Source organism: Pseudomonas sp. GW821-FHT05H12 (assembly GCF_059419385.1).
In genome coordinates, this window is record NZ_JBWKRS010000008.1 from 108,189 (window position 1) to 130,069 (window position 21,881).

General features: G+C 60.2%; 24 protein-coding genes. 18 read left to right on the forward strand and 6 right to left on the reverse strand.

The window, feature by feature from the left end; translation table 11 throughout:
• Positions 1–156: 156 nt before the first annotated feature.
• Positions 157–720, forward strand: a complete 564-nt coding sequence (locus AC07SU_RS09495) for a YuaE family lipoprotein (RefSeq protein WP_494996890.1) — start codon at positions 157–159, stop codon at positions 718–720.
• Between the two features lie 176 nt (positions 721–896).
• Here the strand turns inward: AC07SU_RS09495 and AC07SU_RS09500 are convergent, their stop codons facing one another.
• Positions 897–1,871, reverse strand: a complete 975-nt coding sequence (locus tag AC07SU_RS09500) for a fimbrial protein (protein ID WP_494996891.1) — start codon at positions 1,869–1,871, stop codon at positions 897–899.
• A 118-nt stretch (positions 1,872–1,989) separates the two neighbouring features.
• Between AC07SU_RS09500 and AC07SU_RS09505 the strand changes: the two genes are divergently transcribed.
• From AC07SU_RS09505 to AC07SU_RS09520, 4 genes are all read left to right on the forward strand, one after another.
• Entirely contained in the window at positions 1,990–2,289 is a 300-nt protein-coding gene (locus AC07SU_RS09505) for a GNAT family N-acetyltransferase (protein WP_176995575.1), read from the forward strand.
• Positions 2,290–2,460: 171 nt separating this feature from the next.
• Positions 2,461–3,210, forward strand: a complete 750-nt coding sequence (locus AC07SU_RS09510) for a hypothetical protein (protein WP_494996892.1) — start codon at positions 2,461–2,463, stop codon at positions 3,208–3,210.
• 157 nt (positions 3,211–3,367) lie between these two features.
• The gene (locus tag AC07SU_RS09515; RefSeq protein WP_176995577.1) at positions 3,368–3,622 is read left to right on the forward strand and encodes a hypothetical protein; all 255 of its coding nucleotides are present in this window, start codon (positions 3,368–3,370) and stop codon (positions 3,620–3,622) included.
• 291 nt (positions 3,623–3,913) lie between these two features.
• Positions 3,914–4,441 (forward strand): hypothetical protein, encoded by a 528-nt coding sequence (locus AC07SU_RS09520; RefSeq protein ID WP_256349823.1) that lies wholly within the window; start codon positions 3,914–3,916, stop codon positions 4,439–4,441.
• Between the two features lie 56 nt (positions 4,442–4,497).
• Here AC07SU_RS09520 and AC07SU_RS09525 read toward each other — a convergent pair whose 3' ends face one another.
• The gene (locus AC07SU_RS09525; protein ID WP_176995578.1) at positions 4,498–5,124 is read right to left on the reverse strand and encodes a helix-turn-helix domain-containing protein; all 627 of its coding nucleotides are present in this window, start codon (positions 5,122–5,124) and stop codon (positions 4,498–4,500) included.
• A 5-nt stretch (positions 5,125–5,129) separates the two neighbouring features.
• On the reverse strand, positions 5,130–5,288 hold the full coding sequence (locus AC07SU_RS09530; protein WP_176995579.1) for a hypothetical protein: 159 nt from the start codon (positions 5,286–5,288) through the stop codon (positions 5,130–5,132).
• Between the two features lie 223 nt (positions 5,289–5,511).
• Here AC07SU_RS09530 and AC07SU_RS09535 point away from each other — a divergent pair, with 223 nt between their 5' ends.
• The 3 genes from AC07SU_RS09535 to AC07SU_RS09545 all read left to right on the forward strand — a co-directional run bounded on the left by AC07SU_RS09535 (position 5,512) and on the right by AC07SU_RS09545 (position 9,299).
• The gene (locus tag AC07SU_RS09535) at positions 5,512–7,629 is read left to right on the forward strand and encodes a TonB-dependent receptor family protein (RefSeq protein WP_494996893.1); all 2,118 of its coding nucleotides are present in this window, start codon (positions 5,512–5,514) and stop codon (positions 7,627–7,629) included.
• 198 nt (positions 7,630–7,827) lie between these two features.
• Positions 7,828–8,370 carry a sigma-70 family RNA polymerase sigma factor gene (locus AC07SU_RS09540; protein ID WP_176995581.1) on the forward strand — a complete coding sequence of 181 codons (543 nt, stop codon included), beginning with the start codon at positions 7,828–7,830 and terminating at the stop codon, positions 8,368–8,370.
• Positions 8,367–9,299 (forward strand): FecR family protein, encoded by a 933-nt coding sequence (locus AC07SU_RS09545; protein WP_494996894.1) that lies wholly within the window; start codon positions 8,367–8,369, stop codon positions 9,297–9,299. The genes AC07SU_RS09540 and AC07SU_RS09545 overlap by 4 nt, the downstream gene beginning before the upstream one ends.
• On the opposite strand, the gene AC07SU_RS09550 is transcribed toward AC07SU_RS09545, so the two are convergent.
• Positions 9,296–11,122, reverse strand: a complete 1,827-nt coding sequence (locus AC07SU_RS09550) for a sigma-54-dependent Fis family transcriptional regulator (RefSeq protein ID WP_494996895.1) — start codon at positions 11,120–11,122, stop codon at positions 9,296–9,298. The two genes, AC07SU_RS09545 and AC07SU_RS09550, sit on opposite strands and share 4 nt — an antisense overlap.
• A gap of 351 nt (positions 11,123–11,473) precedes the next feature.
• Between AC07SU_RS09550 and AC07SU_RS09555 the strand changes: the two genes are divergently transcribed.
• From AC07SU_RS09555 to AC07SU_RS09580, 6 genes are all read left to right on the forward strand, one after another.
• Positions 11,474–12,568 (forward strand): ABC transporter ATP-binding protein, encoded by a 1,095-nt coding sequence (locus tag AC07SU_RS09555; protein ID WP_176995584.1) that lies wholly within the window; start codon positions 11,474–11,476, stop codon positions 12,566–12,568.
• On the forward strand, positions 12,568–13,665 hold the full coding sequence (locus AC07SU_RS09560) for an ABC transporter ATP-binding protein (protein WP_494996896.1): 1,098 nt from the start codon (positions 12,568–12,570) through the stop codon (positions 13,663–13,665). Before AC07SU_RS09555 ends, AC07SU_RS09560 begins: the two co-directional genes overlap by 1 nt.
• Positions 13,662–14,528 carry a carbohydrate ABC transporter permease gene (locus tag AC07SU_RS09565; RefSeq protein ID WP_176995586.1) on the forward strand — a complete coding sequence of 289 codons (867 nt, stop codon included), beginning with the start codon at positions 13,662–13,664 and terminating at the stop codon, positions 14,526–14,528. The genes AC07SU_RS09560 and AC07SU_RS09565 overlap by 4 nt, the downstream gene beginning before the upstream one ends.
• 10 nt (positions 14,529–14,538) lie before the next feature.
• A complete protein-coding gene (locus AC07SU_RS09570; protein WP_003174634.1) occupies positions 14,539–15,339 on the forward strand; it encodes a carbohydrate ABC transporter permease in 801 nt (266 codons plus the stop codon).
• Between the two features lie 10 nt (positions 15,340–15,349).
• Positions 15,350–15,622, forward strand: a complete 273-nt coding sequence (locus tag AC07SU_RS09575; RefSeq protein ID WP_176995587.1) for a DUF2160 domain-containing protein — start codon at positions 15,350–15,352, stop codon at positions 15,620–15,622.
• A gap of 138 nt (positions 15,623–15,760) precedes the next feature.
• A complete protein-coding gene (locus tag AC07SU_RS09580) occupies positions 15,761–17,503 on the forward strand; it encodes an ABC transporter substrate-binding protein (protein WP_176995588.1) in 1,743 nt (580 codons plus the stop codon).
• 125 nt (positions 17,504–17,628) lie between these two features.
• On the opposite strand, the gene AC07SU_RS09585 is transcribed toward AC07SU_RS09580, so the two are convergent.
• Positions 17,629–18,516, reverse strand: coding sequence for an AraC family transcriptional regulator (locus AC07SU_RS09585; protein ID WP_176995589.1), 888 nt, complete (start codon positions 18,514–18,516; stop codon positions 17,629–17,631).
• A 138-nt stretch (positions 18,517–18,654) separates the two neighbouring features.
• Here AC07SU_RS09585 and AC07SU_RS09590 point away from each other — a divergent pair, with 138 nt between their 5' ends.
• From AC07SU_RS09590 to AC07SU_RS09605, 4 genes are read left to right on the forward strand one after another with little or no spacing between them, the layout of a single operon-like run.
• Complete coding sequence (locus tag AC07SU_RS09590) at positions 18,655–19,398, forward strand: SDR family NAD(P)-dependent oxidoreductase (protein ID WP_494996897.1); 744 nt, start codon at positions 18,655–18,657, stop codon at positions 19,396–19,398.
• A gap of 16 nt (positions 19,399–19,414) precedes the next feature.
• Positions 19,415–19,816, forward strand: a complete 402-nt coding sequence (locus AC07SU_RS09595; protein ID WP_494996898.1) for a VOC family protein — start codon at positions 19,415–19,417, stop codon at positions 19,814–19,816.
• Entirely contained in the window at positions 19,813–20,772 is a 960-nt protein-coding gene (locus AC07SU_RS09600) for a saccharopine dehydrogenase family protein (protein ID WP_494996899.1), read from the forward strand. Before AC07SU_RS09595 ends, AC07SU_RS09600 begins: the two co-directional genes overlap by 4 nt.
• Before the next feature lie 19 nt (positions 20,773–20,791).
• The gene (locus tag AC07SU_RS09605) at positions 20,792–21,256 is read left to right on the forward strand and encodes a nuclear transport factor 2 family protein (protein WP_494996900.1); all 465 of its coding nucleotides are present in this window, start codon (positions 20,792–20,794) and stop codon (positions 21,254–21,256) included.
• A gap of 108 nt (positions 21,257–21,364) precedes the next feature.
• On the opposite strand, the gene AC07SU_RS09610 is transcribed toward AC07SU_RS09605, so the two are convergent.
• Positions 21,365–21,793, reverse strand: a complete 429-nt coding sequence (locus tag AC07SU_RS09610; RefSeq protein ID WP_176995594.1) for a hypothetical protein — start codon at positions 21,791–21,793, stop codon at positions 21,365–21,367.
• Positions 21,794–21,881 lie beyond the last annotated feature (88 nt).

Sequence of the window (21,881 nt, forward strand, 5' to 3'; positions counted from 1 at the left end):
GGGCTCACGGTAAATGTCCTACGAGGCTTGTGACTTTTCTGATGAGCTTTTACTCGTCATCTCCTTGTTTTTTTACTATTATCCGTCATCTGTGCGCTCAAGGAAGAGAGGCTGAGCGCCTTGAGGCTGGTAGAAAAAATTACACTCGATCATTGAGTGAGCGACTACTTTTACCTAGAACCTAACGACTCAGCCAACCGTAATTACTTTTTGGTGGAACCGATGGATAAAATGTGTGGCATCGCAGTAGTGGTCGGACTTGCCCTCTCGGGTTGCGCTACGAAAACTCCAGAACAACCTAAAGTGGCTCCACCACCTGCCGTCGTCCAGGCAGCGCCGCCTGAAGCCGCACCGTCGACACCCCACGATTACACTGTGCGCTATGAAGCCGCACCTGCGCCTCTTACTGTTAGCTCCCATGCCCCCGTCTCTCCGGAAGCCGCTCAGGAAGAAGCAGACACAAACCTGAATCAAAGTCGCGCTGAACAATGCCGTAAAGAGCTGGACGTCTTAAAGATTTACAGCAAGGCGTCTTACGATAAGTACGAGGCGCAATACCAGGCCATTGCTGCCAAGACGGCTAAATACATGGAAATCAAAGACTCCATCGGTGCCGACTTGAACTACATGGTTATGCCTGCTTATCAATTTCAGATTCGTGAGTTCTGCTTCCGGGTTAAGACCCGCCTGTCGGAGCTGGTGCTTCGTCAAGCCAAATAATGACTCCACGTTAGCGTGCGTCTTCTGCCCGCATGACGCGATGTTCGGCAAGTGGGCTCGACTCCTTGGGGGCCCGCTAAACATTAAAAAAAATCCCGCAAGCCCAAGGCCTGCGGGATTTTTTATGCGTGATCATCCCCGGGTAAGGGGCGTGGGGCCTCTTACGTTCCCACCGTTTACAGGTAACTCATTATAAAAGTGACTGAAGTGTTCGCCGTTCCGGCGCTCAGCTCGCTTCCCGCCAGACGGTAATAAGCCGCTGATAGAGGAATGTTGAAGCTTGTACCCGTGGTATTGAAGCCATTGAACGGGTAGGTGGTGCCCAGTGCAATTGGTTGACCGGCGTCGTCCATCAGTTTCAAGCCGATGCCTTTTGCCGTTGAGCTGGCGTTCAACGCCACGACGCCCTGCTGCTGATCAATGACTTGAGTATTGGCTTTGAGGGAGTAGGTGACTTTTTGAATGCCTGACTGGCATTGGCTAAGGCCGATGTTGAATTTCACCGTGTGAGGTGCGTCACCGGCATTGCTGAACTCATGCAGGTAATAATCGTCCCCCATTTGAACGGATACATCAGGGGTCTGGCAGGAAGCCGCGTTCAGGATAATGGGGTTGACCAGGTTGATTTTAACCAGGTCAAGATCTCCATAGCGGTGCGCCCCCAGGTTTCCTGCGGGAACCTCATTTTGCGACGAGAGCTCACTCGATTTAATAATCTCTATCGTGTAGCTTCTCGCGACATCCAAATAAGAGCCATTAAGCAACCTATCAACGTTTAAGTAACCATTCACTGAGTTTTTTACTTTGAGTGACAGCCCTGTTTTACCCAGGGGAAAGACATTGCCTGTCGTAACGCTGCCAAACTTGGGAGCCAGGGCGAAAATAAAGGGGGACGACCTAGGGCAATTAAAACCCTGCGACGGAGCGGTGATTGATTCCTCGTAAATCACGGTGCCTACGGGAGCATCGCGGGGCACGGTCAAGGCAACCGGGGCGCTGGCGTAGTTAGCGGTGAACGCCTGCCCTTGCGTGAAATAACAATCCGCAGCGTATGCACTCGTTGAATTGGCAAAGATGAGGGTGGCTGCGACAGTCAGCACAGAGCGCAGCCAGCGTTGTTTTTTAAAAAAGCACATGTGGTTTATTGCCATGATGGGTATCAGGGTGGACGCCTATCGTATTGATCGCGTACACCTGAAAAAATCAGGCAATTCTTAGATTGGGTGCTGCGTTGATTGCCTTCTGGCATTGGGTGGGGGCTGCAGGAAGTTGGGTCGGACAAAAGCGTCCAATCCGAAGGCGGACCTGTTTCCACCGTCTGCCGAATGGGGCGGTGGCACCAATGGCGAACTCAAGCGATTAATGCTCAGGCATGCATTCCAATGGGTCGATACCGTCTGGTTTCACGTCGCGGGGCAGAACATCCGTTTACAGCGGGCCATGGAGACAATCGGCGGGCAGTTTTCGCACACCTCAATCAAGCAACTGGCGAATGGCACGCAGGAGAACTGCTTCTACAAAATTGAGCGGGCCCGCTTTGAGGGGCGGTGTTCGGTGGTCGACGCATGATTCCCAGCGCCAAGGCCTCGCACTCGTTGCGAAGGCTGGGCAATGGCTGCGATGCATGTGAGATTCTTCAGCAATCGGCTCCCTCATCGCACTTTTTTACATTCTTCGGCTCTATCTCTGTCCCGGCCACGCTCATTCCGTGTGTGGCGAGAAGAATCAGATCGGGTGCCGATGGATCGAACATTAACGCTTTTTACACGTCGACGTATGCACTGGCCATTGCTATTGGCGAGCCTGCTCATGCTGTGTGGCAGCGGCTGTACCCAGCAACAAAGCCGCGATATCGCCAAGCAGTTCAGCAATGGCAAGCCCGATGAATTCTTCCAGACCAGCGTCGACCGCATGGCCACCTTGGGCATGCGTGACAACCTGCAAAGCCTCTACCTGCTGATGAACAAGCTCTACCTGCGCAACCCCAGCCAGTGGCGGCAGTCGGGTTACCCGGATGCGGTGAGCGCCGCGCGGGAAATTCGCCTGGCCATCGAGAACCGCCGGCCATTGCCCGCACTGGGCGACCGTCGCGACTTGGCGGCACTGAGCTATTCCCTGAGCCCCGAGTTTCATGGCGACCGGGTCGGCGCGTTTATCTACGCGATCGGCAGCATGCTGGTGACCGCCCACGGTGGGCGGACCGAGTTCTACATGACCGATTCGATTAACCCACAATTTGTCAGCAACGCTGCGCGCAATATCGAGAAAGCCACCTGGTTGCTCAGCCAGCGCCAGGATGCCAACGGCGCGCTGTTGCTGTTCTCCAACGAGATCTCGGAGGAGGGCAGCAACCTCAGTTTTGCGGTGGAATTCGGCAAGATCGTTGCGCGCCTCGACCTGCTGACCCAAATGCTCGATGAGCGCTACCGACGCATCGGCCTTAACTACGCGCAAAGCCTGTTGCTGATGAATTTCCTGCCAGTGCAGTAGTGGCGGGTGATACATCGGGTCTGGACGTTTAATGATGTGACATCCAGTGCGCCGTTTCCCTTTCATTTGTAGGAGGCGGCCTATCTTGTATCCACTGGCTTGAAACACCCATCGGTGGGCCATAGCCTCGGACTTTCCTTAAAAATGAGTGCCTACCTTGGGTAAGCAAAAAACCGTTTGGCCCACTGATCGCGAAATTCGCCTGCGATTTATCCTGTTTGCGGTGATCGAGGCCGCGAGCGCCCAGGGTGCTCCTGCAGAGGTCTTGCTATCGGCCACTAAGCTGCTGCGTGATCCGCAAACAGAAGTGCAGCTTCGCGAAGCCTTGGCCGATATTCTGGCGTGTGATGAGATGTACGGCTTCAGGTTTCCACAAGGTTCAGAGGCCGATGAGTTGATGCAGACGCTCTGATCCAAGGTTTGATTGTTTTTTTATGCGGCAGTTAGATCGTTTATTTCCTTCCGGTCTGATGCAATACCTGTTTCGAATATCTAAAACGTCGTTTAGGCGCACTCAGCGGCGATTGCGTTCGTTATTGCGTCGATAGAAATGTTATCGCGTCGTGCACGGCTGTTTCGGTCAACTAAGCTTGCCCCCGAACAGCCTTTGCCGCTGCTCTGCCGTCGTCTTGCGCCGCTGTCTGGCGGCTCTAGAATCGGCGCCAGAACTTAGCCATTTCCTGTCGATTACGGAGTTTCGAACATGATGAATGCAATGCAGATGCCGATGAACACCGCCATGCCCATGATGCCGATGATGGGCATGCCGATGATGATGGCCACCATGAAGTGCGAGATGGCCGCTGACGCCATGATGTGCACCATGAAGCCAGCAGCCGGTATGGACATGGCTCAGTTCAAGACCAACGCCGAAATGATGGCGATGATGATGAACTGCGGCATGCCGATGATGATGCAGTGCGCCAATATGTCGATGATGGGCATGTCGGCCGACGCCATGAAAATGATGACCGGCATGAACATGCCGATGATGCCGATGATGCCGATGATGCCGATGATGTCCATGGGCATGTCGATGCCGATGATGACGTGCATGATGGAGTGCACCATGATGGCCGACAGCATGATGTGCAAAATGATGCCGATGCCCGGCATGAGCATGGACATGATGAAAAACTGCTGCATGCTCATGAACAAAATGATGAACGACTGCGCTATGCCCATGATGATGAGCTGCAACGGCATGCCGATGATGTGCTGCACCTGCTGACAGGTCCCGCGCAATAAAAAACGCCCCGATCATTCGGGGCGTTTTTGCATTCAGGGTCAGTCCAATCGCTCTGGATAGGTAATCACCAGGAACGCCACGGCTTCACTGTCGGCCGGGTTGCGGTAGCGGTGGGGCTGGTCGGCGTAGAACAGGATCGAATCGCCGGTTGATAACAGATAACGCTCGTCGTTGACGCTGACTTCCAGCACGCCCTGAGCCACCACCAGGTTTTCCTGGATGCCTGGGCCATGCCCTTCGGATACTTCTTCGCCCAGCGCGCGCAAGCGGATCTCGTAAAACTCAGACTGGCGCGCCGTATCGTAGGGGAACAGCGCACGGCTGATAAACGCGCCATCGGCACTCACCAGGCGCTTGCTCTGTTGGGCTGGCAAGACCTCAACACCTTCAAAGGCGCGGTCTTCCAGGAACGCTGCCACCGACACCTTCAAACCCTTGGCAATCTTGCATAGCACTTTGATCGACGGCACGCTGCGGCCCGACTCGATCTGCGCCAGCATCGCCCGGCTGACCCCGCAGGCCCGCGCCAACCCATCCAGTGACAAATGGCGCTTGCTCCGCAGGCGTTGCAGGTTGTGCGCCACGCACAGGCTGATCACATCGTCGTCGGTATTCGGTTTGGGCAGGGGTTCGGGTGGTTCGGGCAGCACGTGCAGGAAATTCATCGGCCTTACGCCCGGCGAGTATCGCTGGAGGGCGCTGCCTGGGCGGTGAACACCGCAAGCCCGGCACGTGCGGCGTACATCGCCCACATCAACTCGGCTGCAGCACGCGCCTGGCGGCGTTTACGGTGGAGCGTGAAGTCGATGACGGTGGCCGATGTTTGCATGGGGGCGTTCTCAGGGGGCGTGGGTGACTCGATGGCTTCACAGTAATGCGTGCGTGTTATTTCTTTAAATACTGAGTTTGCATGTGTTAATTCGATTTTGGACTTAGAAAATAAATCAGGTCCGACGCTGTTGTGGGAAGGCTCTGGTCCGTTAATTAAGCGTGACCTGGCGGGCGCGCCTGCCATCCCACCTCTTTGCCCCCGATTCCCAAGGACCTGCCTGATGCTGTTGCGCCACCCTTTGCCCCTATTGACCGCCCTGACATTCAGCTCGCTGGTACACGCCGAAGACCTGCAATTGGCCCCGGTCGAAGTCACCAGCAGCGAAGCCAGCGCTGGCGAGGTGGCCCAGGCGCAGCTCAGAAGCGTGCCCGGCGGTACCAATTACATCGACATGGGAGGCGTGCAGCAGGGCCGGGTGAGCACCAATGAAGATGTATTCAAGTACCAGGCAGGGGTGTACGCCAAGGCGGCGAACAATGAAGGCGTGAAGCTGTCGATTCGCGGCTCGGGCCTCAACCGCAGCCCGGGTGCTCATGCGTCGGGCTTGTATGAAATGCTCGATGGCCTGCCGCTGACCGGCCCGGGCGGCACCCCTTACGAACTCAAGGACCCGCTGTGGCAAAGCCGCGTCGAAGTGCTGCGCGGCGCCAACGGGTTCGATCAGGGCGCGCTGGCCCTCGGCGGCTCGGTCAACTACGTCACCCACACCGGCTACGATGCGCCTAAGCTGCAAGTGCGCTATGAAGCGGGCAGCCGTGGGTTTGCCCAACGTGAAATCAGCTCGGGCCAGGTGCTGGGCGATGCCGATTACTACATCAGCCTTACCGACTCGCAGTCCGACGGCTACCAGCACCAGAGCGCCGGCACGGGTAAAGGTATCGCGGCCAACTTCGGCTACCGCTTCAACCCGGATCTGGAAACACGCTTCTATTTCCGTTACCGCGAAACCACCAACGACAGCCCCGGCAAACTGATGCGCTACCAGATCAGCCATGACCCCACGGCCGCCAACAGCCTCAACGCCGCACGTGACTCCAAGCGCCTGCAACCGGGCTCCACCTGGATCGCCAACAAGACCACCTTGCAGCTGGACGACAGCTCCCGCGTCGAAGTCGGGCTGGCGTACCATGACTACCCGATGGACCTGCGCGAAGGCACCAACCGCCTGAAAGTCGCCTACACCGACATCAGCAGCACCCTCAACTACATCCGCCAGGACACGCTGTTTGGCCACGCCAGTACAACCACGATCGGCCTGCGCACCACCCAGGCGATGCCGAATAACGGCGCGTCGGAGTACGTGCGCACGCCGGCCGGCAATACCGCAATTTATGCCCCCGGTACCAAGACCCGCGACTACAGCTACCTGGGCTCCGACACCGTGCTGCACATCGGCAACGACCTGGAGCTGGTCCCGGACCTGTGGCTCACCACTGGCCTGGCGGCGATCTACACTCGTCGCGAAACCGAAGTCACTTATCCCGATACCCATACGCCGACACGCCAGCAGAACTGGGACTACGCGCCACGCATCGGCCTGCGTTACGACTTCAATCCGCAACTGCAGGTGTACGGCAACCTCAGCCGCTCGGTAGAGCCGCCGCATGCGTGGTCGATGATCTGGGGTTCCAATAAATACTTTGGCCCCGGCAGCGGCCCGGCCACCGGTTTGCAACGTGAAGGCGTGAACCTGCGTAATCAGACCGCAACCACCCTTGAGGTCGGCGCCCGTGGCGAGCACCGTTTCGGCCAGTGGGACCTGGCGCTGTACCGCTCCGAAGTGCGCCATGAGCTGCTCACCGTCGAAACCCAGGCCCAAACCCAGACCAGCAGCGCCATCGTCGCCGAATCCAACGCCAGCCCCACCGTGCACCAGGGCGTGGAACTGAGCCTGCTCAGCCCTTTATGGGAGGGCGGCCGCAACGGCCAACTGGCCCTGCGCCAAGCCTATACCTACAGCGATTTCCACTACCGCGACGACGACCGCTTCGGCGGCAACACCTTGCCGGGCATTCCCAAGCACTACTACCAGGCCCAGTTGCGCTACAGCCACCCGACCGGTTTCTACACCAGCCTCAATACCGAGCATGCCTCGCGGGTGGCGGTGGACTACGCCAATTCCTACTACGCAGCGGCTTACACGACCCTCGGCGCAACCTTCGGCTACGACGCGCCGAAACAGGACTGGCAAGCCTGGATCGACCTGCGCAACCTCACCAACCGGCGCTACGCCAACACCGTCACGCCGGGTTATGACGACAAAGGGCAGGACGCTGCCCGGTCGACCCCAGCCGATGGTCGGGGCATCTTCACCGGTGTCTCCTGGAGCTGGCGCTAACACCCCATTTCACTGTAGGAGCCGGCTTGCCGGCGATTGCGGTGTATCAGTCCCTCAGGGGTTGACTGACACACCGCGATCGCCGGCAAGCCGGCTCCTACAGGAATTTAGGTTGTCTGAAAGGTTCTTGATACATCGTCGTTTTACTGGCATTGTTCGCGCAATTGGTAATATTTCCTATTTGAGAAATTTTTGCGCATGCATGACATTCCGGCCGCGCTGGGTACGCCCACGCGTCAGCAAACCCTCGCGGCAATGTACGTCGATCACCACGGTTGGCTGCATGGCTGGCTGCGCAAAAAACTCGGTTGCTCCCAGCACGCGGCCGACCTGGCCCACGATGCTTTCATCCGTGTATTGATGCTGGCCGAGCCCCACACCATCAAGGAGCCTCGCGCCTTTCTCGCCACCACGGCAGGGCGCCTGCTGATCGACGGCGCGCGGCGTCGGCGTATCGAGAAAGCCTACATGGAAGCCCTGGTGATCCAGTGCGAAGACGCCGGCATGCCCGACCCGGCCGCGATTCACCTGGCGCTGCAAGCCCTGGAACGCATCGCCGAACTGCTCGCCGGCCTGCCCGCCAAGGCCCGTGAGGCCTTCCTGCTGAGCCGCCTCGACGGGCTGACCTACAGCGAGATCGCCACACGCCTGGAGGTGTCCTCCAGCACCGTCAAAAACTACATCTCCAGTGCCCTGGTGCACTGTTATCACAGCCTGCACGCGGCGGACCCGTTGTCGTGAGTTCCGAACAGATCATCCAGCAAGCCGCGAATTGGCTGACACGCCTGCACGACGAAAACGTCAGTGACGCCGACCGCCACGCTTTCCACACCTGGTGCCAGGCCGACCCTCGCCACGCCGTCGCCATCGAGCGCATGCGCTCGCTGTGGGGCAGCCTCGAGACTGTGCCCGCCAAGCCCGCGCGGCTGGCGTTGAACCGTGCATTCGCCCCCCGGCGCTCCCGTGGCGCTCAAGTGGCGGGCGTGCTCGGTGTGGTGCTGTGCGCCTGGCTGGGTGTGCAACAGGCGCCAATCTGGATGGCCGACCAACGCACCGGCGTCGGCGAGCGCCGCCAGATCGCCCTGGAAGATGGCAGCCAGTTGCAGCTCAACAGCAACTCGGCCGTGGACGTCAAATTCGACGGCCACCAACGGGTGATCGAACTGCTGCAAGGAGAACTGTGGGTGGAGGTGGCCAAGGATGCGCAGCGGCCGTTCGTGGTGCGCACCGACCAGGGCACGGCGACGGCACTGGGTACGCGCTATCTGGTCAAGCGCGCGGCGGATGGCACCACGGTAGTGACGGTGATTGAGTCCACCGTAGCGGTCAAAGGTGACACGGGCGAGGGCGTCAAGGTGACGGCCGGCCAACGCTCGGTGCTCGATCACGGCCAGCCGCAGCCGCCACGCGCCATCGGCAGCAGCGACCCGGATGCCTGGACCCGTGGCCTGCTCAAGGTCAACGACCAGCCGTTGAGCGAGGTGTTGCAAACCCTGGCCAGCTACCGTCATGGCCTGGTGCGTTTCGACCCGCAAGCCCTGCAGAACCTGCGGGTGTCCGGCGTGTTCAAGCTGGACGACACGGCCGCTGCGCTGGCGACTCTGGCCGACAACCTGCCGATCCAGGTGGAGTACTTCACCGACCTGCTGGTGGTGGTCAAGCCGCGCTAGGGTTGGCGCAGGCGCTTGTACAGGGTGTTGCGGCTCACCCCCAGCTCCCGCGCCAGGTGGGAAATGTTCCCGCCGGCCGCTTTCAAGCGCTGTGACAGGTCACGGCTGTCATCCAGCGCTTCCTGGGTGGGCAGCGGCGCCGCCTGGTTCAAGTCGACAAAAAAATCATCCGGCAGGTGTTCCGCGCGTATCGGTTGGTCCTCGGCCATGGCCAGCGCCACCTGCAACACGCTGCTGACCTGACGCAGGTTCCCGGGCCACGGGTGCTGTTCGAACAACGCCAGCACTTCGGCACTCAGCCCGGCCCATTGGGTCGGCTCGCGGTGCTGCTGCCACAGTTGCTGGAACAGCGCCTGCTTGTCGGTGCGTTCGCGCAGGGGCGGCAGTTCCAGGGTCAGGCCGCCAATGCGGTAGTACAAGTCTTCACGAAAACGCCCGGCCTGCACCCACTCGCGCAACGCCCGGTTGGTGGCAGAAATGATGCGCAGGTCCACCGGAAACAGCTCGCTGCTGCCCACCGGCTGCACGCAACGTTCCTGCAACACCCGCAGCAAGCGCGCCTGGGTCGGCAGCGGCATATCGCCAATCTCATCGAGAAACAGCGTGCCTTTGTCGGCTTTGCGGATCAGGCCAATGCTGCCTTTCTGATTGGCGCCGGTGAAGGCGCCTTTTTCATAGCCGAACAGCTCCGACTCCACCAGCTCTGCGGGTATCGCCGCACAGTTCACCGCGATAAACGCCTGCCGGCTGCGCGAACTGGCCTGGTGCAGGGCTTTGACAAACACCTCTTTGCCCACGCCGGTCTCACCGTGAATCAGCAGCGGAATATCCTTCTCCAGCAAGCGCTCTGCCTGGCGCACGGCTTTCTCCACCCGCACATCGCCGAAGTGCAAGGTCTTGAGGCCAATCGCGGCCGGTTTTGCCTGCACTGATTCACTGGCCTTGGGCGCACTGAACACCCGCGCCTGCACCGGCATCTGCTTGGGTCGCTTCAATAAGCACTGGAACCGATTGCGTCCCGCCGCCTGCAGTGAAAACGGCAGGCCTTCCGGCTGGTTGAGCAGCTCCAGCAGCGACACCTTGAACAAACTGTCGACCATCACCCGCGACAAGCTGATGCCCAGCAGGTTATCGGCGCGGCGGTTGGCCGACAGTACCTGGCCGCTCTCATCAAAAATCAGCAGGCCAGCCCATTGGCTGTCGAGGTTGTTCAGGCCGGTGTTGAAGGTCAGCTGGAAATGCTCGCCGCGAAACAGGTTGAGGATCAGCCGGTTCTCCACGGTCTGGCTCATCATCTTGACCATGCCCAGGGTGTGGGAGGGCGGCAGGTAGCTGTCGCTGGACACATCCAGCACCGCGATGATTTCACGCTGGGCATCGAAGATCGGCGCTGCCGAGCCGGTCATGAAGCGGTTGGCTTTCAAGAAGTGTTCGTCGTGCTCGATATGCACCGCCTGGGCACACGCCAGCGCGGTGCCGATGGCATTGGTGCCGCTGGAGCGCTCCTGCCAGCTGGCGCCGGCGCTGAAACCCCGGGCCAACGTGGGCTCGATAAAACGCTGGGTGCCCCACGAGGTCAGGACCTGGCCCTGATTGTCAGCCAGCATGATCAGGCAGTTGGAGTTGCTCAGGATGTTTTCGTAGTAGGGCAGGACCTCCTGATGGGTGGTCTGCACCAAAGAATGCTGGCTTTCCAGCAATTGACTGATGCCCTCGGCGGGCAGCTGGTCGAAGCTGGGCGTGCTCTGATGGTCCAGGCCAAAGGCGCGGCAACGGCGCCAGGATTCCTGGATGAGCGTGTCGTGAGCCAAGGGTTCGGCCATGTTGACCTTCTTTTTATTGTTATGGGGTCTTGCACAATCCAGCGGTTGAAACCGGATCAAACTGTGGGAGCTGGCTTGCCTGCGATAGCGGTGTATCAGTAACAAATGAGCACGCTGACCCATCGCTATCGCAGGCAAGCCAGCTCCCACATTTATTCTGTGTTAGGCATGAGAGTGTTGTTCAGAACTGTTCATTGTCAACCCCAGCACTGTTCAGTTGTTCACCCGAAGTGTTCACTCCCGAACATCCGCTTTACCCCATTTCTTTACACATCAACCACTTGCCGTTTTGGCACGAAACTCGCTCTGACGACTGGCCAGATTCATTCCAATAATAAAAAAGGTCGTGTCATGTCATTGACCCTGGAACATGTCTCCCGCGTCGTTGAAGGGCAAACCTGGATCGACGACGCCAACCTGCGTTTCGAAGCCGGTTCCTTCAACGTATTGCTCGGCCGCACCCTGTCCGGCAAGACCAGTCTGATGCGCCTGATGGCCGGCCTGGACAAGCCCGACAGCGGCCGCATCCTGATGAACGGCGTGGACGTCACGCAAAAGCCCGTACGCCTGCGCAACGTGTCGATGGTGTATCAGCAGTTCATCAACTACCCGACCATGACCGTGTTCGAAAACATCGCCTCGCCGTTGCGCCAGGCCGGTGTGTCTAACGAGGTGATCCAGAGCAAGGTGCTCGAAACCGCAAGAATGCTGCGCATCGAGAAATTCCTGCAGCGCCATCCGCTGGAGCTGTCCGGTGGCCAGCAGCAACGCACCGCCATGGCCCGTGCGCTGGTCAAGGATGCCGAGCTGATCCTGTTCGATGAGCCGTTGGTGAACCTGGACTACAAACTGCGCGAAGAGCTGCGTCAGGAAATGCGCGAACTGTTCAAGGCGCGCCACACCATCGCCATCTACGCCACTACCGAACCGAATGAAGCCCTGGCCCTGGGTGGCACCACCACCATCCTCCACGAAGGCCGGGTGATCCAGAGCGGCAAGGCTGCCGAGGTCTATCACCAGCCACAAACCGTGCTGGCGGCCGAGCTGTTTTCCGAACCGCCGATCAACCTGATGCCGGGGCGTATCAGCGGCAATGAAGTGAGCTTCGCCAATTTTGTGCATTTCCCGCTGAACGTCGATTTGCGCCCCATCGGCGAAGGCGAATTCCGCTTTGGCGTGCGCCCCAGCCATATCAGCCTGGTGCCGAGCAACGATGATGACCTGGAGCTGGCGGTGACCGTGGAAGTCGCCGAGATCAGCGGCTCGGAAACCTTCCTGCACGTGCGCAGCGAACACTTCTTGCTGGTGCTGCACCTGCCGGGGGTGCACGAGTACGACGTCGACGCGCCGATCCGCGTGTATATCCCCACCCATAAACTGTTTGTGTTCGATGGCCAGGGCCGGTTGGTCCAGGCCCCCGGGCGCCGTGTCGCGAGGGTTGCCTGATGGCCGAGATCCATTTGCGAAACCTCGCCCATAGCTACAGCCCTGCACCAAATGGGCCGGAAGACTACGCCATTCGGGAAATGAACCACGTGTGGGAGCAGGGCGGGGCCTACGCCTTGCTCGGGCCTTCGGGCTGTGGCAAATCCACCTTGCTCAACATCATCTCCGGCCTGCTCAGCCCGTCCGAAGGCCAGGTGTTGTTCGACACCACCGTGGTCAACGACCTCACCCCGGAAAAACGCAACATCGCCCAGGTATTCCAGTTCCCGGTGGTGTACGACACCATGACCGTGTTCGACAACCTGGCGTTCCCGCTGCGCAACCAGGGCCTGGCCGAAGCGAAAATCCACAGCAAGGTGCAGGAAATCGCCGAAGTCCTCGACCTGCAAAACCTGCTGACCAAAAAAGCCCGCAACCTCACCGCCGACGAAAAACAGAAAGTCTCCATGGGCCGTGGCCTGGTGCGCGACGACGTGTCGGCGATCCTGTTCGATGAACCGCTGACAGTGATCGACCCGCACCTCAAGTGGAAGCTGCGGCGCAAGCTCAAGCAGATCCACGAGCAGTTCAACATCACCATGGTCTACGTCACCCACGACCAGTTGGAGGCGTCGACCTTCGCCGACAAGATTGCGGTGATGTACGGCGGGCAGATCGTGCAATTCGGCACGCCACGTGAGCTGTTCGAACGGCCCAGCCACACCTTTGTCGGCTATTTCATCGGCAGCCCGGGGATGAATCTGATCGACGTGCAGGCCGAGGCGGGCGGCGTGCGTTTCGCCGGCACGCACTTGCCGCTGTCGGAAGCGTTGCAGCAACGCATTGCCAGCACGGAGTACCAGAAACTGCAGGTGGGCATCCGCCCGGAATTTATCCACGTATGGGACGAGTACAACGCTGACGCCCTGCAAGCCGACGTCACACACGTCGAAGACCTTGGCACTTACAAAATCATGACCCTCAACCTCGATGGCGCCCCGCTGAAAGTGCGCCTGGCCGAAGACAAGCCGGTCCCCGAAGGGCAAGCCTCCATCAGTTTCCCTGCGCAATGGCTGATGCTCTACGCCGATGACTACCTGCTGGAGGTGCAGCCATGAACAAGGTGCAGAACAACAAGGCCTGGTGGCTGGTGTTGCCGGTGTTCCTGCTGGTGGCGTTCAGTGCGGTGATCCCGATGATGACCGTGGTCAACTACTCGGTGCAGGACATCTTCGACCAGTCCAGCCGCTACTTTGTCGGTGCCGACTGGTACAAGCAGGTGCTGCTCGACCCGCGTCTGCACGACTCGCTGCTGCGCCAGTTCATCTACTCGGCCTGCGTGCTGTTGATCGAAATCCCCCTGGGCATTGCCATCGCCCTGACCATGCCGACCAAGGGGCGCTGGTCCTCGCTGGTGCTGATCATCCTTGCCATTCCGTTGCTGATCCCGTGGAACGTGGTGGGCACCATCTGGCAGATCTTCGGCCGCGCCGATATCGGCTTGCTGGGTTACAGCCTCAACGCCTTGGGCATCAGCTACAACTACGCGGCCAACACCATGGACGCCTGGGTCACCGTGCTGATCATGGACGTGTGGCACTGGACCTCGCTGGTCGCACTGCTGTGTTATTCGGGCCTGCGCGCCATCCCGGATGTGTACTACCAGGCCGCGCGGATTGATCGGGCATCGCCCTGGGCGGTATTCCGACATATCCAACTGCCGAAGATGAAAAGCGTGCTGCTGATCGCGGTGATGCTGCGCTTCATGGACAGCTTCATGATTTACACCGAACCCTTCGTCCTCACAGGCGGCGGGCCGGGTAACGCCACTACCTTCCTGAGTCAGACCTTGACCCAGATGGCCGTAGGCCAATTCGACTTGGGCCCGGCGGCGGCGTTTTCCCTGGTGTATTTCCTGATCATCCTGTTGGTGTCCTGGCTGTTCTATACCGCCATGACCCATTCCGACGCCAACCGCTGAGGCCGCAGCCATGAGCAAGCGCAAGGTTATTCCGCTGCTGATCTACATCCTGTTCCTGCTGGTGCCGATCTACTGGCTGTTGAACATGTCCTTCAAGAGCAACACCGAAATCCTCGGCGGGCTGACGCTGTTTCCGCAGGACTTCACCCTGGCCAACTACAAGGTGATCTTCACCGACCCCAGCTGGTACACCGGTTACCTCAACTCGCTGTACTACGTGAGCCTGAACACGGTGATTTCCCTGAGCGTGGCGCTGCCGGCAGCCTATGCGTTCTCGCGTTACCGTTTCCTCGGCGACAAGCACCTGTTCTTCTGGCTGCTGACCAACCGCATGGCGCCGCCAGCCGTGTTTTTGCTGCCGTTCTTCCAGCTGTATTCGTCGATTGGCCTGTTCGATACCCACATCGCCGTGGCCCTCGCGCACTGCCTGTTCAACGTGCCATTGGCGGTGTGGATCCTGGAAGGGTTCATGTCCGGCGTGCCGAAGGAAATCGACGAAACCGCCTACATTGACGGTTACTCGTTTCCCAAGTTTTTCGTGAAGATCTTTATCCCGCTGATTGGCTCCGGCATCGGTGTGACCGCGTTTTTCTGCTTCATGTTTTCCTGGGTCGAACTGCTGCTGGCGCGCACCCTGACCTCGGTCAACGCCAAGCCGATCGCGGCGGTCATGACGCGCACGGTTTCGGCGTCGGGTATCGATTGGGGCGTGCTGGCAGCGGCGGGGGTGTTGACCATCCTGCCTGGCATGCTGGTGATCTGGTTTGTTCGCAACCACGTGGCCAAGGGCTTTGCCCTGGGCCGGGTCTGAGGAGTCGATGATGGAATGGATGGCCTGGACCACCCCCACCGCGCTGTTCTTCGCGGCCATTGCCCTGTTGCTGGTGGGCATGACCACGTGGGAGCTGCGCTCGCCGAGCATCCCCCGGCGCGGCTTTTTACCGATCAGCACCACCCGTGGTGATCGCTTGTTTATCGGTCTTCTCGGCAGCGCCTACCTGCACCTGCTGGTGATCGGCGTAACCGGCTGGAGCATCTGGGTGGCGTCCGCGCTGTCCCTGGTGTGGCTGTTGTGTGTGATGCGTTGGGGCTGATGCGGGCGGCGATCACCCACCCGTAGGAGCCGGCTTGCCGGCGATGGCGTCCGCAAGATCGCTATCGCCGGCAAGCCAGCTCCTACACGGTGGAGGTCGGCGTCTGAAGTCCCGTTTGAAATTAACCAGGAGGTCTCTATGTTCGATAACAACAATAAGCTGCGACATAGCATTTCATTGGCCGCCGTACTGGCCCTCAGTGGTTTGAGCGCCACGGCCTGGGCCGATGCGTATGAAGATGCCGCGAAAAAATGGATCGGCAGTGAGTTCAAACCGTCCACCCTGACCGCCGAGCAGCAGCTCGAAGAGTTGAAGTGGTTTATCAAGGCGGCGGAGCCGTTCCGTGGGATGAAGATCAACGTGGTGTCGGAAACCCTCACCACCCACGAGTACGAGTCCAAGGTGCTGGCCAAGGCCTTTACCGAAATCACCGGCATCAAGCTGACCCACGACTTGCTGCAGGAAGGCGACGTGGTGGAAAAGCTGCAAACCCAGATGCAGTCCGACAAGAACATCTATGACGGCTGGGTCAACGATTCCGACTTGATCGGTACGCACTTTCGCTACGGCAAGACCGAATCCATCACCGACCTGATGGCCAACGAAGGCAAGGCCTTCACCTCGCCGACCCTGGACATCAAGGACTTCATCGGCATTTCCTTCACCACCGCGCCGGACGGCAAGATCTACCAGTTGCCCGACCAGCAGTTCGCCAACCTCTACTGGTTCCGCGCCGACTGGTTCGAGCGCGCCGACCTGAAAGCCAAGTTCAAGGAAAAGTACGGTTATGAACTGGGCGTGCCAGTGAACTGGTCGGCCTATGAAGACATCGCCAAATTCTTCAGCGAAGACGTCAAGGAAATCGACGGCAAGCGCATCTACGGGCACATGGACTACGGCAAGAAAGACCCGTCCCTGGGCTGGCGCTTCACTGATGCCTGGTTCTCCATGGCCGGTGGCGGCGACAAAGGCTTGCCTAACGGCCTGCCGGTGGACGAGTGGGGCATTCGCGTAGAGGACTGCCACCCGGTCGGCTCCAGTGTTACCCGTGGCGGCGACACCAACGGCCCTGCGGCTGTGTTTGCCACGCAGAAATACGTGGACTGGATGAAAGCCTACGCGCCACCGGAAGCGGCGGGCATGACCTTCTCCGAATCCGGCCCGGTGCCGTCCCAGGGCAACATCGCCCAGCAGATCTTCTGGTACACCGCGTTTACCGCCGACATGACCAAGCCCGGCCTGCCGGTGGTGAACGCCGACGGCACGCCGAAATGGCGTATGGCGCCGTCGCCGGTCGGACCTTACTGGGAAAAGGGCATGAAGAAGGGCTATCAGGACGTAGGCTCCTGGACCTTCCTCAAGTCGACGCCCGAGAAGCAGAAACTCGCGGCCTGGCTCTACGCGCAGTTCGTGACGTCCAAAACCGTCTCATTGAAGAAAACCATCGTCGGCCTGACGCCGATTCGTGAGTCGGATATCAACTCCCAGGCCATGACCGACCTGGCGCCGAAACTCGGTGGCCTGGTGGAGTTCTACCGCAGCCCGGCCCGTGTCGAATGGACTCCGACCGGTACCAACGTGCCGGACTACCCGCGCCTGGCGCAACTGTGGTGGAGCAACATTGCGGCAGCGGCCAGCGGCGAGAAAACCCCGCAGCAAGCGCTGGACAACCTGGCCAAGGAGCAGGACGCAATCATGACGCGCCTGGAACGCTCCAAAGTGCAACCGGTGTGCGGCCCGAAAATGAACGAAGAGCGTGACGCGCAATACTGGTTCGACCAGCCGGGCGCACCGAAGCCGAAACTGGCCAACGAGAAGCCCAAAGGCGAGACCGTGGCCTACGGCGACCTGCTCAAGCAGTGGGAGGCTGCGCGTAAGTAAACACTTGCGCCGATGCTCCACGCTGGCACCCACCCCTGTAGGAGCCGGCTTGCCGGCGATTGCGGCAGATCAGTCAACCCATTGGCTGGCTGATACACCGCATCGCCGGCAAGCCGGCTCCTACACTAATGCCCTCGGCTATCAGCCAGAATCCGCGCGGTATCCCGCGCCGGCGGTAACCCGAACACCCGCGCATAATCGCGGCTGAACTGGGTCGCGCTTTCATACCCCACCTCAAACGCCGCATGGGTCACGCTGCTCGCGCTGGCAACCATCAACGTACGCGCCTGTAACAACCGCACGCGTTTCTGATACTGCAAAGGGCTCAAATTGGTCACCGCCTTGAAGTGCCGATGAAATGCCGAAACACTCATCGCAGCCTTCTGGGCCAAGGCCTCCACGCGGATCGGTTCGGCATAGTCGCGACGAATCCACTGGATCGCCTGGCTGACCCGTGCCATCGCCGTGTCTGGCGCAGCAATTTCGCGCAGCATCCAGCCATGAGGGCCTTGCAGTACGTGGTAGAGGATCTCCCGTTCATACGCAGGGGCCAGCGCGGCAATTGCTACCGGGTCACCCATCAGGCGCAGCATGCGCACCCAAGCATCCATCAAGGCGGGTGTGACGGCCGCCACGGAGAAACCGGCTTCCTGTTCGCAACGCCCGTTGGGGGCCGGCAGGTCATTGAGCAGGGTGGTCAGCACGGTCGGATCAAGCGTCAGGCTCACCGCCAGGTAGGGTTCGCCCGTGATCGCCGGATTCACCACGCCGACTGCGGGCAACTCGATGGACATCACAAAATACGTCGCCGGGTCGTAATGCAGCGTGCGGTCGCCCACGGTCATGCACTTACTGCCCTGCAGGATCAGGTTGATCATCGGGTCATACACCGCCGCCAGCATATGCTCGGGAATCGCCCCCTGGACCATCGCCACGCGGGGGATGCCGGTCTCGGTGCGGCGGTTTTCGGCCTTGGCAGCCAAGGCGCGCAGTTCGATCAATTGAGTATTCATGGCGACCATGCTGTGCCTGCCGTTGAGCCTTGCGCAAGCAAAAAGCAGAAACAGGCAAGATTGGAGTAGGAACGGCTGCGTCGAAGAGTAGGGCGATGACTACTGTGGTCACTCAACTTTTCAGCAGTGGAGCAGGCCATGGGCGTTATCGTGATTACCGGAGGCAGCCGTGGGATCGGTGCCAGTACCGCCGAGCTGTGTGCACGTCAGGGGCATGGTGTGATCCTCACCTATAAGCGCAACCCGGATGCGGCACAGGCGGTGGTCCAGCGTATCGAGGCCAGCGGCGGGAAAGCCGTGGCGCTGGAATTGGACGTTGCGGCTGCCAGCACATTCCCTGTCTTCCGAGAGGCGGTGACGCATGCCCTGCAGGCCAAATGGGGCGCAAGCACCTTGAGTGGGCTGGTGAACAACGCCGGCTACGGCCTGTTCAACCCCCTTGAGTCGGTGACCGAGGCGCAGTTCGACGGCCTGTTCAACGTGCACCTCAAGGGGCCGTTTTTCCTGACCCAAACCCTGCTGTCGCTGCTGGAAGAACACGCCAGCATCGTCAACCTTACCAGCGCCACCACTCGCGTCGCGACGGCGGGTGTCGCGCCCTACGCCACATTCAAGGGGGGACTGGATGTGCTCACGCGCTACATGGCCAAGGAATTCGGTGAACGGCGTATCCGTGCCAACGCCGTGTCCCCCGGCGCCATTCGCACCGAACTGGGCGGCGGCTTGAATGACGAATTCGAAGCCCTGTTGGCCGGGCAAACCGCCCTCGGCCGCGTAGGCGAACCGGAAGATGTGGCACGGGTTATCGCCCTGTTGCTGTCGGAAGAAGGCCGTTGGATCAATGCCCAGACCGTCGAAGTTGCGGGCGGCTACATCATCTGAATCAGGAGGCTCCACCATGCTCGATCATCTGTTTATCTCAGTGAGCGATATCCAACGTTCGATCCGCTTCTACGAAGCCACCCTGACGCCGCTCGGCATCACCGCGCGGCATGACTACGACGGCAAGGATGGCCCGCCCGGCCACCCGGACCTGAAGGGCTTTGGCGCCAACGGGCGCATGTTTTTCTGGCTGCGCGAAGGCGCCGTGGAAGGGCGCGCGGTGCATGTGGGCTTTGTCGCCAATAACCGCGCCGAGGTGGATAACGCCTACGCCGCCGCCCTGGCAAACGGCGCCACCGACAACGGCGCTCCGGGCGCACGCCTGCACTACGACCCCAACTACTACGCGGCCAACGTGCTGGACCCGGACGGCTACAGCCTCGAATTCGTCTACAAGAACTGGCAGCACACCTCATGAAAACCTTGATGATCTACGGCGCCACCGGCTACACCGGGCGCATGGCGGCGCAACACGCAAAACAACTTGGCCTCAACCTGGTGCTCGCCGGTCGCAACGCCGAACGCCTGGCGTCCCTGGCCGCTGAGTTGGGCGCGCCTTACCGCGTATTCACGCCGGATGCCGCCCAGTTGGACGGGATCGACGTCCTGCTCAATTTCGCCGGCCCCTTCGCCCACACCGCCGAAGCCTTGATGCGCGCCTGTATCGCCAACGGCACCGACTACCTGGACATCACCGCCGAAATCAACGTGTACCGCCTTGCCGAGCAACTCGGCGCCGAAGCGGACGTGATGTTGCTGCCCGGCGTGGGCTGGGACGTGGTGCCCACCGACTGCCTGGCCATGCACGTCGCCAGTCGTGTGCAGCAGCCGCACTCGCTGAAAATCGCCTTGCAGGTGCCCGGTGCCATGTCCCGGGGTTCGGCCATGAGTGTCAGCGAGATCATCGGCGCCGGCGTGATGGCGCGACTCGACGGTCAGTTGGTCGCCACGCCGGACGCGCAACCCCAGCACCTGGATTTTGGCGACGGACCAGTGCTGTGTGCCCCGTTGTCCTTTGGCGACCTGGTCACTGCATGGCATTCCAGCGCCATCCCGAATATCGCTATGTTCGTTCACATCACTGGCGAAGCGTTCCCGGAGGGCGACCTGTCACTGCTGCCCGACGGCCCCACCCAAGGCCAGCGCGACGCCCATCGTGCCCGTGCCGTGGCCGAAGTCATCGGCATTGATGGGACGGTGGCGCGTTCAGTCATCGAGACCGTCAACGGCTACAGCTACACCCCTTTGGCTGCCGTGGAAGCGGCGCTCCGAGTACTGGGCGGTGAACGTCGCGCGGGTTTTGAAACCCCTGCCAGGCTGTTTGGCGTGGGCTTTGCGCAGACCATTGCCGGCACGCGGATCACCGATTACTAATCCCACAGGAATTACCCCCATGACCACCCTCGACCTACACACCGCTGCCGATAAGTTCGCAGTGATCGACACCCTGCATCGCTTCGCAGCAGGCATTGATCTGCACGATCCGGCTTTGCTCGCTTCGGCGTTCACCGTCAACGCCGTATCGGATTTTGGCCCGGCCGCTGCCAAGGCAGGTTTTGAATACCCGGTGCTGGAAGGGCGCGACACCATCGTCACCGCACTGTCCGGCGCCCTCAGTCAACTCGATACCACTCATTCTGTGAGTAACGCGCGGGTAACCCTTGAGGGCGACAGTGCGCGGCTGGATGCGTTGGTGGAAGCGCAGCACGTGCCCAAAAACGATCCTTCACGGCATTACCTGATGAAAAACCGTTATGACGTGGCGTTGGTGCGGGAAGAGGGCGTATGGCTGATCCAGCGCGTGACCGTGGATAACGTCTGGCGCTCAGGTGACCCTGCGGTGTTGGCGGGAGTTTAAGAACACCAAACGTACTGTAGGAGCCGGCTTGCCGGCGATGCAGGCGCCTCGGTGTATCAGGGAAAACCGAGCCGATACCATCGCCGGCAAGCCGGCTCCTACAGGTTATCAGGCGGCTTGCGGTTGAATCTGCAACTCGCCGTCCACGTCCTTGACCAACCCACTGGCCAAAAACAACGGCGCCAGGCGCTTGTGCAGTTGCGGCTCGACAAATTCCTTCACCGTGTCCAGCACCAGCACGCCGCTCAGCGGCAGCTCGGCCTTGGTGTAGGACAGCCACGCCTTCTTCAACGCCATCAACACATCACTGCCCGCCGTGGAGGCGAAGCGGCGGTGGGTGGGTTTGCCGTCGAACGTAAAGCTGTGCTGGAACGCGTAGCCGGTTTCATCGCCGCCGCTGGCGGTGCAGCGTACACAGGTGCACGGGCCGTCGCCGAAGGCGCTGCGCAGGTAGGCGTTGAAGTCCACCACGGGCTTGAGTGACAGGCGCTTATCGACTTCGAACAGGTCCCCGGTCATTTTTTCGTCAGTGTTCAACGTCCATTTCCTCGCAGGTTCGACGGTTTTTCAAAGCGCGGCACAATAGCAGCCATGGGCAGGTTTGTGGGCCATTTTGCATAACAAT